7 protein-coding genes are annotated in these 13,438 nt (G+C 68.8%); 2 read left to right on the top strand and 5 right to left on the bottom strand.

The genetic code is table 11. From position 1 onward, the window contains the following. Positions 1-7: 7 nt before the first annotated feature. The 4 genes from JL101_RS07575 to JL101_RS07560 form a co-directional block, all read right to left on the bottom strand. Positions 8-505, bottom strand: coding sequence for a peptidoglycan-binding domain-containing protein (locus JL101_RS07575; protein WP_228435338.1), 498 nt, complete (start codon positions 503-505; stop codon positions 8-10). Positions 506-533: 28 nt separating this feature from the next. Next, positions 534-1,659, bottom strand: a protein-coding gene (gene prfB / locus JL101_RS07570) for a peptide chain release factor 2 (protein ID WP_203101972.1) whose coding sequence is annotated in 2 segments (ribosomal slippage) — positions 534-1,589 and positions 1,591-1,659 — 1,125 coding nt in all. Because the reading frame shifts where the segments join, the coding sequence is not laid out codon by codon here. Between the two features lie 80 nt (positions 1,660-1,739). Then, a complete protein-coding gene (locus JL101_RS07565; RefSeq protein WP_203101974.1) occupies positions 1,740-4,235 on the bottom strand; it encodes a penicillin-binding protein 1A in 2,496 nt (831 codons plus the stop codon). 122 nt (positions 4,236-4,357) lie between these two features. Then, positions 4,358-5,773 (bottom strand): N-acetylmuramoyl-L-alanine amidase, encoded by a 1,416-nt coding sequence (locus JL101_RS07560; protein WP_203101976.1) that lies wholly within the window; start codon positions 5,771-5,773, stop codon positions 4,358-4,360. Positions 5,774-6,294: 521 nt separating this feature from the next. Between JL101_RS07560 and JL101_RS07555 the strand changes: the two genes are divergently transcribed. Beyond that, positions 6,295-10,065 carry an Rne/Rng family ribonuclease gene (locus tag JL101_RS07555; protein WP_228435337.1) on the top strand — a complete coding sequence of 1,257 codons (3,771 nt, stop codon included), beginning with the start codon at positions 6,295-6,297 and terminating at the stop codon, positions 10,063-10,065. A 154-nt stretch (positions 10,066-10,219) separates the two neighbouring features. Here the strand turns inward: JL101_RS07555 and aspS are convergent, their stop codons facing one another. After that, complete coding sequence (gene aspS / locus JL101_RS07550; protein ID WP_203101978.1) at positions 10,220-12,070, bottom strand: aspartate--tRNA ligase; 1,851 nt, start codon at positions 12,068-12,070, stop codon at positions 10,220-10,222. Positions 12,071-12,276: 206 nt separating this feature from the next. Here aspS and rnd point away from each other — a divergent pair, with 206 nt between their 5' ends. Then, positions 12,277-13,437, top strand: a complete 1,161-nt coding sequence (gene rnd / locus JL101_RS07545; protein ID WP_203101980.1) for a ribonuclease D — start codon at positions 12,277-12,279, stop codon at positions 13,435-13,437. Position 13,438 lies beyond the last annotated feature (1 nt).

Genomic DNA, 13,438 nt, shown 5'->3' with positions numbered 1-13,438 from the left:
CTTCGGGTCAACGCGCCCGGGTGGCCGTATCCTCGCGGAGGCGCTGCGCCAGTGCCGGCGTCACCTGCCCGTCGACCGGCAGGTTGGCCTCCTGCTGGTACCGGCGGATGGCGGCGCGGGTCCGTTCGCCGATCCTGCCGTCCACGGCCCCGACATAGAAGCCCCGCATCGTCAGGCCTTCCTGGACCTCGACCTCAGGGGTCGGGGTATCGGGCCGGTTCCGCGAATAGACCTTCGGCAGGTGGAAGCTGACATGGTCCAGCAGCTCCTGGCTCGCGCAGCCGGTCACCGGCAGCCGAGCCGCCTGCTGGTACTGCCGGATCGCTTCCGCGGTGCGCGGCCCGAACCGTCCGTCGATGCCCCCCGGGTCGAACCCGTTGACGGCAAGCTCCCGCTGAATGCCCTCGACCATCGCGGTCGGGGCGGGCTGGCAGGCCGCCCAGGCCGGGCCGCCCGCCAAGAGCGTCAGCATCGCCGCGCCGACGCACCATCCCGCACCCTTCATCCACACACCTCTTTCGATCACCCTGTCCTCAGTCCGCCGCTTCGCTGTCGCCTTGCCCCTTGATGCGCTGGGCCAGGGCCGCGGCAAGGAACTCGTCGATGTCCCCGTCCAGCACGGCGCCGCTCTGGCTGGTTTCCACGCCGGTCCGCAGGTCCTTGACCATCTGGTAGGGCTGCAACACGTAGGAGCGGATCTGGTGCCCCCAGCCGATGTCCGACTTGGTGGCCTCCAGCGCTGCGGCCGCATCCTCCCGCTTCTTCAGTTCCGCCTCGTAAAGGCGCGCCCGAAGCATGTCGAAGGCCTTGGCACGGTTCTTGTGCTGGGACCGTTCCTGCTGGCACTGCACGACGATGTTGGTCGGGATGTGCGTGATGCGGACCGCCGAGTCGGTCTTGTTGATGTGCTGGCCGCCGGCGCCCGACGCCCGATAGGTGTCGATGCGCAGGTCCTTGTCCAGGATCTCGACGTCGATCTTGTCGTCGATCACCGGGCTGACCGCGACGCTGGCGAAGCTGGTATGCCGGCGCGCCTGGCTGTCATAGGGGCTGATCCGGACCAGACGATGGACGCCGGCCTCCGTCTTCAGCCAGCCATAGGCGTTATGGCCCTTGATCTGCACCGTCGCGGACTTGATGCCCGCCTCTTCGCCGGCGCTCTCTTCCAACCATTCGGTCTTGTAGCCGTGCTGCTCCGCCCAGCGCAGATACATGCGCAGGAGCATCTCGGCCCAGTCCTGGGCCTCGGTTCCGCCAGCGCCGGCGTTGACTTCCAGGAAGCAGTCGTTGGCATCGGCCTCGCCGGACAGGAGGCTTTCCAGTTCCAGCTTGGCGGCTTTGTCCTTGAGCGCCAGCAGGGTGTTCTCCGCGTCGGTGACGACGGTCTGGTCCTCTTCCGCCTCACCCATCTCGATCAGCTCGATGCTGTCGTTCAGCTCGCGCTCCAATGCCCGATAGCCGTTGACCGCGGAGTCGAGCTGGGTCCGCTCGCGCATCACCTTCTGCGCGCGGTCGGCATCGTTCCAGAGATTGGGATCCTCGGAGATGGCGTTCAGTTCGTCCAGGCGCCTGACTGCATTTTCCCAGTCAAAGATGCCTCCTCAGCAGCGCCAGCGATTCCCTGATCGCCTCGGCAGCCGCTTCGATCTCGGCTCGCATGGCGGGCCTCCTCGTCGCTATTGTTCAAGATCTCTGTTCAGTGACGCTTACTTAGACCCTTGAGGCTTCCGCGCCAAGGGTCAATAGAGACCGCCCGTGCCCGTCGAGACAGGCGCCTGCTCCTGCCCTTGGGGACGGCCCGGCGGCGGAACGCTGCCCGGCGGGAGGAATGCGCCGCCACCGGGACCGGAGCCGGACGCGATCTCGCTGCCGTCCAGGACGACGTAGTCGCCGGGACGGGGCTCGGTCCCCGGCTTGAAGGCCTCCCAGATCGCGTTGCGCTGGCCGGGCTCGGCAAGTTGGCCGGTCGCGGCGTCGACGCGGACCAGCCGGATGCCGGGCGGCATGCGGAACGGCGTCGCCGGCTCGCCCTTCAGGGCATCGGCCATGAAATCCTTGAAGACCGGAGCCGATACCGAGCCGCCGGTCTCCTTCGCGCCCAGCGAGCGGGGCTGGTCGAAGCCGATATAGAGGCCGACCGCCAGGTCGGGGGAGAAACCGACGAACCATGCATCCAGCGAGTCGTTGGTGGTGCCGGTCTTGCCGGCGAGCGGCTTGCCGATCGACGAGATCATCCTGGCGGTGCCGCGCTGGACGACCCCTTCGAGGATGGAGACCATCTGGTAGGCCGTCCGCGGGTCGATCACGCTCTCCCGTGCGTCGGGCACGTCCGGGACCGCGAGGTCGGGCGACCACTGGATGCCGCCGCAGTTCGGGCAGGGCCGCATGTCGTGCTTGAAGACCACCTTGCCGGTATGGTCCTGGATACGGTCGATGAAGGCCGGGATCACCTTCTTGCCGCCGTTCACGATCATGGAATAGGCGGTGGTCATCTTCAGCACGGTGGTCTCGCCGGCCCCGAGCGACATCGACAGGACGGGCGGAAGCTTGTCGACCACGCCGAACCGCTCGGCATAGTCGGCGACCCTGTCCATGCCGATGCTGTTGGCGAGACGTACGGTCATGACGTTGCGGGACTTCTCCATGCCGACCCGCAGCGTGGTCGGCCCGAGGAAGTCTTCCGAATAGTTCTGCGGCCGCCACAGCGCCTGTCCTGGACCCGGCTGGATCGCGAAGGGCGCGTCCATCACGAGGCTCGAGGGCGTGAAGCCGTTGTCCAGCGCCGCCATGTAGACGAACGGCTTGAACGACGAGCCGGGCTGGCGCAGCGCCTGGGTGGCCCGGTTGAACACGCTGATCCGGGAGCTGAAGCCGCCGCTCATGGCCAGCACGCGGCCGGTATGGGGGTCCATCGCGACCAAGCCCCCCTGTACCGCCGGGATCTGGCGGAGCCCGTACGTGCCGGAGGGCAGGTCCTTGCCCTTCGCGTCCTTGGCGACCGGCTCGACCAGGATGACCTCGCCCTGGGCCAGAACGTCGCCGGCCTGCCTGACCTCGGGGCCGGTCCTTTCGCCCTCGACCCAGCGGCGCGCCCATTTCAGCTCCGACAGCGGGATGCGGCCCCGTCCGCCGTCCGCAAGGCCGATCTGCGCCTCGCCCGCCTCGACCTCCAGCACGGCGGCCATCTGCCAGATCTCGCCGCCGGCCGGCACCGGCATCTCGGCAAGCTGCTTCGCCCAGTTCTGGAAGCTCTCGAGCTTGCCGACCGGGCCGCGCCAGCCGTGGCGGCGATCGTACGCGATCAGGCCGTCACGCAGGCTGCGCGTCGCGATGTCCTGGAGTTGGGGGTCGACGGTCGTCCGCACGGAGTAGCCGCCTTCGTAGAGCTTCTGCTCCCCGAAGCGGGCGAGAAGCTGGCGGCGGACTTCCTCCGCGAAATAGTCGGCGGTGACGTACTCGGTCTCGTCGCGCCGGCGCACCTCCAGCGGCTCGGCCTTGGCCTGGGCGGCCTCCTCCGCGGTGATCGCGCCGTCCTCCTGCATCCGGCCGATCACCCAGTTGCGGCGCGCCACGGCCGCGTCGTGCTGGCGGACCGGATGATAGTTGTTCGGCGCCTTGGGCAGCGCCGCGAGATAGGCCGCCTCGGCGATCGTCAGTTCGTCCAGGGGCTTGTTGAAATAGTTCAGCGCGGCGGCGGCTACGCCGTAGGAGCGGTTCCCCAGGAAGATCTCGTTCAGGTACAGCTCCAGGATCCGGTCCTTCGTGAAGGCCTGCTCCATGCGGAAGGCCAGTATGGCCTCCTTGATCTTGCGCTCGAACGACACCTCGTTGGTCAGCAGGAAGTTCTTGGCGACCTGCTGGGTGATGCCGGAGGCGCCGATCATCCGGCGTCCGCTCGCGACATTCTCCACGTTGACGACGATCGCCCGCAGGATCGCGCCGAAATCCACGCCCCGGTGGCTGTAGAAGTTCTGGTCCTCGGCGGAAATGAAGCCGCGGATCACGCGCTTCGGCATCGCCTCGATCGGGATGAAGACGCGCCGCTCGGTCGCGAACTCGGCCAGCAGGCGCCCGTCCCCGGCATGGACGCGGGTCACGGTCGGCGGCTGGTAGTCGGCCAGCTGGCTGTATTCCGGCAGCCCCTGGCTGTAATGGTGGATTGCGAATACCACGCCGCCGGCAGCCACCACGACGAGGAAGAGAACGGCGGACAGGATCCCGGCTAAGATACGCATTAGTATTCCACGAACGATGAAAAGGCCTCGCGGCCCGTCCGGCCGCAGCCTGAACGGACCAGCCTGTCAGGATCTAACCTGCGGGCGCACACTCTAGCAGATCGAATGCGGCTATGTTGAGGTCAAGACCGGCTTACGCCGGTCCTTGCGGCGAAATACCCATCGATGCTCCGCTGGATCGAACGCGCGATCCGCGCCCGGTGTTCCGCCTGCTCCAGCAGTTTCGCGTCCTGCGGGCTCGACAGGTAACCCAGTTCCATCAGCACCGAAGGCACGTCCGGAGCCGTCAGCACCGCGAATCCGGCGGAGCGGTGGGGGCGCGGCACCAGCCTGGCATGCCGCCCGACCTCCTCGACCAGCAGGTTGGCCAACCGGCGGGACTGGTTCATCGTGTCGCGCTGGGCCAGGTCGATCAGGATGCTCACGACCTCGTCGTTCTCCGCCGTCAGGTTGACGCCGCCCAGGGCGTCGGCCCTGTTCTCGCGGGCCGCCAGCATGTCGGCCTCGCGGTCGGACGCCTTGTCCGACAGCGAATAGATCGACATGCCGCGCATGTCGCTGCTGCCGATCGAGTCCGCGTGCAGGGAAATGAACAGGTCGGCGCCGGCCTCGCGCGCCAGTGCCACGCGGTCGCGCAGGCGGAGGAAGACGTCGCTGTCCCGGGTCAGGACGACCCTGTACCGCCCGGTGGCGACGAGCTGGTCGCGCACCACCCGGGCCATCGCCAGCGTGATGTCCTTCTCGTAGACCCCGGTGACGCTGATGGCGCCGGGATCGACGCCGCCATGGCCGGGGTCCAGCGCGATGACCCGCCGCGCGTCGGTCCGTGGGCTTGGCCGGCGGGGCGGCAGCGGCACGGCTCCCAGGGCGGCCAGGGTCGCCGGCCCGTCACCAGCATCTTCCCGAAGGCCCGCCGGCATCTGCGGCGGGACGACCGCGGCGGCCGTGGGGGACATGGTGACGGCGACCGTGTCGGTCGGCAGGTCCGGAAGCCGTGGAACCGAGCGGGCGGCGGCGGTGCTCAGGGGGACGGTGTAGGCCGGCGCCGGCGGCGCGCCGTCGGCGCTCCCCCTCGTTCCGACAACCCGGCTCAATTCCGCCGCGAAGGTGCCGGGCCCCACCGACTCGAGGTCGAGCACGAACCGGGGCTGCCTGCCGTCGCGCGGCGGGATGAGGAACGCTTCCCGGATGCGGACCGGACCGGCAACCTCCAGCACCAGCCGGAGGGTGCCCGGACGGAAGGAGGCGTAACGATAGCCGCGCACCAGCCCGGCCGCGGCACCGCCCCGGTTGGCGGAGGCGTCCCAGTCCAGGTCGGGCAGATCGACCACGACCCGGTAGGGGTCGGGCAGCGTGAATACCCTGAAATCGATCTGGTCGGTGACCTCCATCACGAATCGGGTCTTGTCCGGATGGACGCCGAGCCGCGCATCGACCACCGCGGGCCGCGCAGCCGCCTGCCCCGCGTGCGCCGCGGCCAGCCAGAAGACGGCGAGGATCAGGAACAGCGCGCGCAGCGTCGGTCTCCGAAAGGGCACGAACGATCGATTTTGCCATAGATATACCCTAAGAAAATCAAAGTGTTCAAGCATGATCATCACAAACCGCCTCAGTCCCGCCACGTCGCCGCCCGGAGGGCCGCCGTGTGCCGCGCCGGTTGAGCCGCCGCACACTGTCACCATTCCAACAAGACAATTCTGTGATTGAGGAATGCGGCGCCCCCCATTATGGTAGGGGTGCGACATACCGCATTCCGCCGATCCCCACTTGGGAGAGGCGGCGTCGCCTTCGGGTAACGTGCTGCCGCTTATCGGTTTTTTTTCAGGCAGCGCACCGGCCGGGTGGCGCTTACGGAACCTGCGGTGGAGGAGAAACCTTGAAGCTGGCTTCGGCCCCGTCGGGCCGTGAGCCCGGCGTCCGGTGCCCCGCCCGTCCTGGCTGCTGTGGAAAGCGCCGTTAGACGATCCGGTGGGAACCGTGCCGAACGCTTCGCCTTTGACGATGACGCGCCGCCACCCGTAAGTCGCGCGGGGGCCCGGCGGCGTCACGAGGTAGACATATGGCAAAGCGCATGTTGATTGACGCGACCCATTCCGAGGAGACTCGGGTGGTCGTGGTCAATGGTAACAAGCTGGACGAGCTCGATTTCGAAATCGCCAGCAAGAAGCAGTTAAAAGGCAACATATACCTGGCCAAGGTGACGCGGGTCGAGCCATCGCTCCAGGCCGCCTTCGTCGAGTACGGCGGCAACCGTCACGGTTTCCTGGCCTTCTCCGAAATCCACCCGGATTATTACCGCATCCCGGTCGCCGACCGCGAAGCGCTGCTCGCCCAGGAACGCGACCTGGAAGAGCGCGAGGACACCATCGGCGCCGACGTCGAGATGGGAGATCCCCGGCCGGGCCGCGGCTCACGACGCCAGGGCCGCTCCGAGTCGTTCGGGGAAGGTCGCGACGAATCGGGCGGCGACTCCGGCCAGCCCGCCTCTGAAATCCCGGCGGCCGGGCCGTCCGGCGAGGTTCCCGGGACCGGCGAGCAGCCCCCCTATGAAAGCCAGTCCACCGTCCCCGCCGCTTCGGAGCGAGGGGCCGCGGCACCGGCCGAGGATCGGCAGGCCGGAACCACCGGCGATGCCGGCACCGTCCATCACGCCGAGAACGATATCCCCCACGACTGGTTCGCGCCCGATGAGCCGGCGCCCGATTTCCAGGCGGAGAGCGACTCCAGCCCCGACGGGACGCCCGGCGACGACACCGGTGGGCAGGATGACGGTCCCGACGACGACAAGCCGACCCGGTACCAGCCGGCGAGCCTGCCGCGCGAGGAGCGCAGCGAGCCCTACGACCCGAACGAGAGCTATTCCGGCGACCACCAGGCCGATGCCGCCGCGGCGCAATCCGACGAGCCCGGGGCGGTTCCCTCCGCCGGGGACGTCATCCGCCCCGGCGCGGAGGAATTGCCCGCCCCGGCAGCCGAATTCGGCGCCGGGGCCGAGGCGCCGGTAGCCGAGCATCCCGGCGCCGTCGAGTCCGACGACGAGGACGATCGGGACGACTCCCGGGACGCCGATGCCGACGAGGATGAAGGCGACGATGCGCCCCGCGGCCGCCGCGACGACCGGCAGGGCCGCCGCGGCCGGGGCGATGCCGACGAGGGCCCGGTGGACGAACTGGTCGGCGACGAGGCCGAGGACGTCCAGCGCCGCCGTCCCCGTCCGCTGCGCAGCTACAAGATCCAGGAAGTCATCAAGCGCCGGCAGATCCTGCTGGTCCAGGTCGTCAAGGAGGAGCGCGGCAACAAGGGCGCCGCCCTGACGACATACCTGTCCCTGCCGGGCCGCTACTGCGTGCTGATGCCCAACACCGGGCGCGGCGGCGGGATCTCGCGGAAGATCACCAATCCGCAGGACCGCAAGCGCCTGAAGGAAATGCTGTCGGACCTCGACATTCCCGAAGGCATGGCGGTGATCCTGCGCACCGCGGGAATGGAGCGGACGAAGCCGGAGATAAAACGCGACCTGGAGTACCTGCTGCGGCTGTGGGACAGCATCCGCGACCTCACGCTCCAGTCGAGCGCGCCGGCCCTGATCTATGAGGAAGCGAATCTGATCAAGCGGTCGATCCGCGACCTCTACACCAACGACATCGACGAGGTGCATGTCGAAGGCGAGGCGGGCTACCGCGTCGCCCGCGACTTCATGCACATGCTGATGCCGAGCCACACGCGGAAGGTCCACTGCTACCGCGACGAGACGATCCCCCTGTTCTTCCGCTACCAGGTCGAAAGCCAGATCGACGCGATCCACAGCCCGGTCTGCCAGCTGAAGTCCGGCGGCTACATCGTCATCAACCAGACCGAGGCGCTGGTCGCGATCGACGTCAACTCCGGCCGCTCCACCCGCGAGCGGAACATCGAGGAGACGGCCTACAAGACCAACCTTGAGGCCGCCGACGAGGTGGCGCGCCAGTTGCGGCTGCGCGACCTCGCCGGGCTGATCGTCATCGACTTCATCGACATGGAGGACGCGCGGAACAACGCCGCGGTCGAACGCCGCATCAAGGAGGCGATGAAGAACGACCGGGCGCGCATCCAGCTCGGCCGCATTTCCCCCTTCGGCCTGCTCGAACTGTCGCGCCAGCGGCTTCGCCCGAGCCTGATGGAGACCAATTTCGAGAAGTGCCCGCACTGCACGGGCACCGGCATGGTCCGCTCCATCGAATCCGCCGCCCTCTATGTCCTCCGCGCGATCGAGGAGGAAGGCATCCGCAAGCGCTCCAGCGAGATCACGGTCCATGTGGCGACCAAGATCGCGCTGTATATCCTCAACCAGAAGCGCGACGCGCTGGCCGATATCGAGCGACGCTACGGTTTCCGGGTCTTCCTGTTCGGCGACGACACGCTGATCCCGCCGGAATACCGCCTGGAGCGGATCAAGGCCCGCCAAGCCGGCGAGGAGACCGCGCCCGTCATCAGCCCGGAGCGGATCTACGCCGAGACCGACCGCCTGCTCGAGCGGGAGGCGGAGGAAGACGAAGCCGTCGAACAGGTGGAGGCCGTCGAGACCGCGGAGGCGCAGCCCGCCGCGGCGGCCGCTCCGCAGGAGCAGGGCGAGGAGCGTGGCGACCGCCGACGCCGCCGGTCGCGCCGCCGCCGCCGTTTCGACGACCGGACGGAAGCCCGGACCGACGACCAGGGCGAGGAGGAGCGGGAAGAGGCCGCCGACGAACCGGTGGATGAGACCGCGCTCGACCAGCAGTCCGAGGAACTCGACGGCGATATCGACACCGGCGGCGACGATGATGCCGACGATGGCGAGGAAGGGGACGAGTCCGAGAACGGCCAGGCTGACGAGACCGACGCGAACGGCCTGCGCAAGAAGCGCCGGCGCGGCAAGCGCGGTGGACGCCGCCGTGGCCGCGGGCGGGCCGAGGGTGATTTCGAGAACGGCTTCACCGACGACGGCGACCAGCAGGAGGGACCGGAGACGGCCCCGACGGACGGGCAGCCCGCGGCCCCGGAACCGGTTGCCGGGCAGCCCCCGGCCGAGCCCCAGCCCGAACCCGCCTATGCCCAGGCGCATGCCCCGGCCTATGTGGACGATCTTGGAGATCCGTTCGGCGACATCGGCGCGCCCCACACGCCCGAGCCGCCACCCGAGCCCGCTCCCCAGCCGGAACCGGTCGCCGAGCAGCCCCGGGCCGAGCCCGAACGGGTGCCCGAACCCGCGGCCCCGGAGGAGATCGCACCCGTGACGGTGGGCGAACCGGCCGTTCCGGCGGAGATCGTGGCCGAGCAGCCCGAGCCGGCACCGGTCGCGGAGGCACCCGCTGCCGAGGTTCCGGCCACGGAAACTCCGGCTGCGGAGACACCCGTGGCCGAGGAAGCCCCGGTTGCGGAGGCTCCCGCCAAGCCGGTCCGCAAGCGGGCTCCCCGCAAGAAGAAGGTCGCGGAACCCGCGGCCGATGCCGCGCCTGCGGCCGCGGAGGAGACTGCCGCCAAGGCCCCGGCCGCGAAGGCTCCTGCCGAGGAAGCTCCGGCCGCGGAGGCTCCTGCCAAGCCGGTCCGCAAGCGGGCTCCCCGCAAGAAGAAGGTCGCGGAACCGGAGCCTGTGGTCGAGGCGTCTCCCGTCGAACAGGTGCCCGAGCCCGTACCCGAGCCCCTGCCCCAGGAGCCCAGCGCCGGCGACGACCTCTTCATGGACGTGGCGCCGGGACCGATCGAACCGGCCCCGCAACCCGCGCCGGAAACGCAGCCGTCTCCGGAAGCGGAGCCTGCCGCTCCCGAGCAGCCGCCGCGTCCCGCCCGCCGGGGCTGGTGGAACCGAGAGTAAGCCGGCAACGATGCCGCCCCCGGCCTGCGGGCCGGGGGCATGAAGAAAGCCGCTGCGGAGCATCCTCCGCAGCGGCTTTCTTCGCTTCCGGGTCCGGGCAGGGCCGACCTTCGCCCATCAGGGCGAAAGGCGACCCCTGGAACCCGATGCCCCCTTACGCACCCTTGGGTGAAACGGTCCCTTCCGCCGTGGGCGGGGCGGCGACCGTCTTTGGCTTGGGCAAGTCGAGCTTGATCGACAGCTCCTTCAACCGCTCCGCCGGGACCGGAGCCGGTGCCTGCATCAGCAAGTCCTCGGCGCGCTGGTTCAGCGGGAAGACGATGACTTCGCGGATGTTCGGCTCGTCGGCAAGCAGCATGACGATGCGGTCGATGCCGGGAGCCGAGCCGCCGTGCGGCGGGGCGCCCAGCTTCATCGCCGACAGCATGCCGCCGAACCGGGCTTCCAGCTCCTCCGGCGGGTAGCCGGCGATCGCGAAGGCCTTGTACATGACCTCCGGCAGATGGTTCCGGATGGCGCCCGACGACAGCTCGATTCCGTTGCAGACGATATCGTACTGGTAGGCGTTGATCGTCAGAGGGTCCTGGTTCTCGAGGGCTTCCAGGCCGCCCTGGGGCATCGAGAACGGGTTGTGGCTGAAGTCGATCTTGCCGGTCTCCTCGTCCCGCTCGTACATCGGGAAATCGACGATCCAGCAGAACCGGAAGGCGTTCTTCTCGACGATGCCCAGTTCCTCGGCGATCCTGGTCCGGGCGAAGCCGGCCAGCTTGGCGGCGGGACCGGGCTGGTCGCACACGAAGAACACGGCGTCGCCGTCGCTCAGGCCGACCGTCTCGCGCAGGGCCGCCTGGGCCGCTTCCGGCACGAACTTGGCGATCGGCCCCTTGCCGCCACCGGACTCGAACAGGATGTAGCCGAGGCCGGGAGCACCCAGGCCGCGCGCCCAGTCGTTCAGCTTGTCGAAGAAGCTGCGCGGCCGGTCGCCGACGTTGGGAGCGCGGATCGCGCGGACCACGCCGCCCTTGGCGATGACCGACTTGAACGCCTTGAACTCGACGTCGTCGCGCTGGAACACCGCCGTCACGTCGGTGATGACCAGCGGGTTGCGCAGGTCCGGCTTGTCGTTGCCGTACTTCAGCATCGACTCGGCATAGGGGATGCGCGGGAACGGGTACGGGGTCAGCTCCGGCTTGGCCGGACGGCGGAAGCCGCCGAACTCGTCGAAGATGCCGTACAGCACGGGCTCGATCGCGGCGAAGACGTCCTCCTGGGTGACGAAGGACATCTCGAAGTCGAGCTGGTAGAACTCGCCCGGGCTGCGGTCGGCGCGGCTGTCCTCGTCGCGGAAGCAGGGAGCGATCTGGAAATAGCGGTCGTAGCCGGCCATCATCAGCAGCTGCTTGAACTGCTGCGGCGCCTGCGGCAGCGCGTAGAACTTGCCGGGATGCATGCGGCTCGGCACCAGGAAGTCCCGCGCCCCTTCCGGGCTGCTGGCCGTCAGGATCGGCGTCTGGAACTCGTTGAAGCCCTGCTCGATCATGCGGCGGCGGACCGACGCGATGACCTGGGAGCGCAGCAGGATGTTCTGCTGCATCTTCTCGCGCCGAAGGTCCAGGAAGCGGTAGCGCAGGCGGATCTCCTCGCCGGCGTCGGCGTCGCTGTTGACCTGGAGCGGCAGCGGATCGGCGGCGCTCTGCACCGCCAGCTCCTGGATCTGCACCTCGATCCGGCCGGTCGGCAGCTTGTCGTTTATCGTCTCGGGCGTGCGGCCGACAACCTTGCCGGTGACCGTGACGACCGACTCCAGGCGCAGCCCCTCGGCCACCTGGAACAGCGGGCTGGAGCTGTCGATCACGCACTGCGTCATGCCGTAGTGGTCGCGCAGGTCGATGAACAGCAGTTGTCCGTGGTCGCGCTTACGATTGATCCAGCCCGACAGGCGCACGATCTGGCCGGCATCGGTATCGCGCAGGGCACCGCAGGTGTGGGTCCGGTAGGGATGCATGGGGAGCGCACCTTGAAATAACAGTTATGGGCGCCGCGAAACGGAATGCCGCGGCGCCGGCTCGGCCAGGAGGGACGGCGAAGGCATCGGCCCGCGATCCCGCCCTGGAGGTTGGATGATGGCGCAGAAGCACATGGATGCAAGGCGGTTGTCAAGTTGAAGCAGCCCCGCTTTTCCGGGCGGCTCCGGTGTTGTATGACTGTCGCATGACTCTGATCTCGACCACAGCCGATCTGGAGGCGTTGTGCGAACGTCTGAAGGCGGCGGAATACATCACCGTCGACACCGAATTCATGCGGGAGAAGACGTTCTGGCCCAAATTGTGCCTGGTCCAGATCGCCGGGCCCGATGAGGCCGCCGCGGTCGACCCGCTGGCCGACGGCATCGACCTGGCGCCGCTCTATCGCCTGATGGGCGATCCGTCGGTGCTCAAGGTGTTCCATGCCGCGCGCCAGGACGTGGAGATCTTCTACAACCTCGCGGGCGAGATTCCCAAGCCGCTGTTCGACACCCAGGTCGCCGCCATGGTCTGCGGCTTCGGCGACAGCGTCGGCTACGAGACGCTGATCGCCAAGCTGGCCGGCGCGCGGGTGGACAAGTCGTCGCGCTTCACCGACTGGTCGGCCCGTCCGCTGACCGAGCGGCAGCTGACCTACGCCCTGTCCGACGTGACCCACCTCCGCCCGGCCTACGAGAAGCTGAAGCGTAGGCTGGTCCGGACCGACCGGGCGAGTTGGCTGGACGAGGAGATGGCCGTGCTGACCGACCCGGCCACGTACCGGGTCGAGCCGGACGACGCCTGGAAGCGGCTCAAGGTCCGCACCGACAAGCCGCGCTTCCTCGCCATCCTCAAGGAACTGGCGGCCTGGCGGGAACGCGAGGCCCAGCGCAAGGACATCCCGCGCTCCCGCGTGCTGCGGGACGAGGCCCTGCTGGAGATCGCCTCCCACGCGCCCAGGTCGGTGGACGACCTCGCCCGCACGCGGGGCCTGGGGCGCAGCGTCGCCGAGGGCCGCTGGGGCACCGAACTGCTGGCGGCGGTGGAACGCGGCGTCTCCATGCCGGTCGGCGAATGTCCGGCCGGCGAGCCCCGGCCGGAACTGCCGCCGGGGCTGGCACCGATCGTCGAGCTGCTGCGCGTCCTGCTGAAGATGCGGTGCGAGGACGAGCAGGTGGCGACCAAGCTGGTCGCCAGCTCGGCCGACCTGGAAGCGATCGCCGCTGACGACGAGGCGCCGGTCCAGGCCCTCAAGGGGTGGCGCCGCGAGTTGTTCGGCGATCTGGCGCTGAAGCTGAAGCACGGCCGCGTCGGCCTCGCGATCGAGGGCAAGCGGGTCAGGCTGGTGCCGCTCGACGAAGGCCGGTAGG

Source organism: Skermanella rosea (assembly GCF_016806835.2).
GTDB lineage: Bacteria > Pseudomonadota > Alphaproteobacteria > Azospirillales > Azospirillaceae > Skermanella > Skermanella rosea.
This window is presented reverse-complemented; position numbering and strand designations above follow the sequence as displayed.

Excerpts from the sequence above, each read along its gene's own strand:
- JL101_RS07575 (WP_228435338.1), bottom strand. The coding sequence starts at position 505 with ATGAAGGGTGCGGGATGGTGCGTCGGCGCGGCGATGCTGACGCTCTTG.
- JL101_RS07565 (WP_203101974.1), bottom strand. The coding sequence starts at position 4,235 with ATGCGTATCTTAGCCGGGATCCTGTCCGCCGTTCTCTTCCTCGTCGTG.
- JL101_RS07555 (WP_228435337.1), top strand. The coding sequence starts at position 6,295 with ATGGCAAAGCGCATGTTGATTGACGCGACCCATTCCGAGGAGACTCGG.
- aspS (WP_203101978.1), bottom strand. The coding sequence starts at position 12,070 with ATGCATCCCTACCGGACCCACACCTGCGGTGCCCTGCGCGATACCGAT.
- rnd (WP_203101980.1), top strand. The coding sequence starts at position 12,277 with ATGACTCTGATCTCGACCACAGCCGATCTGGAGGCGTTGTGCGAACGT.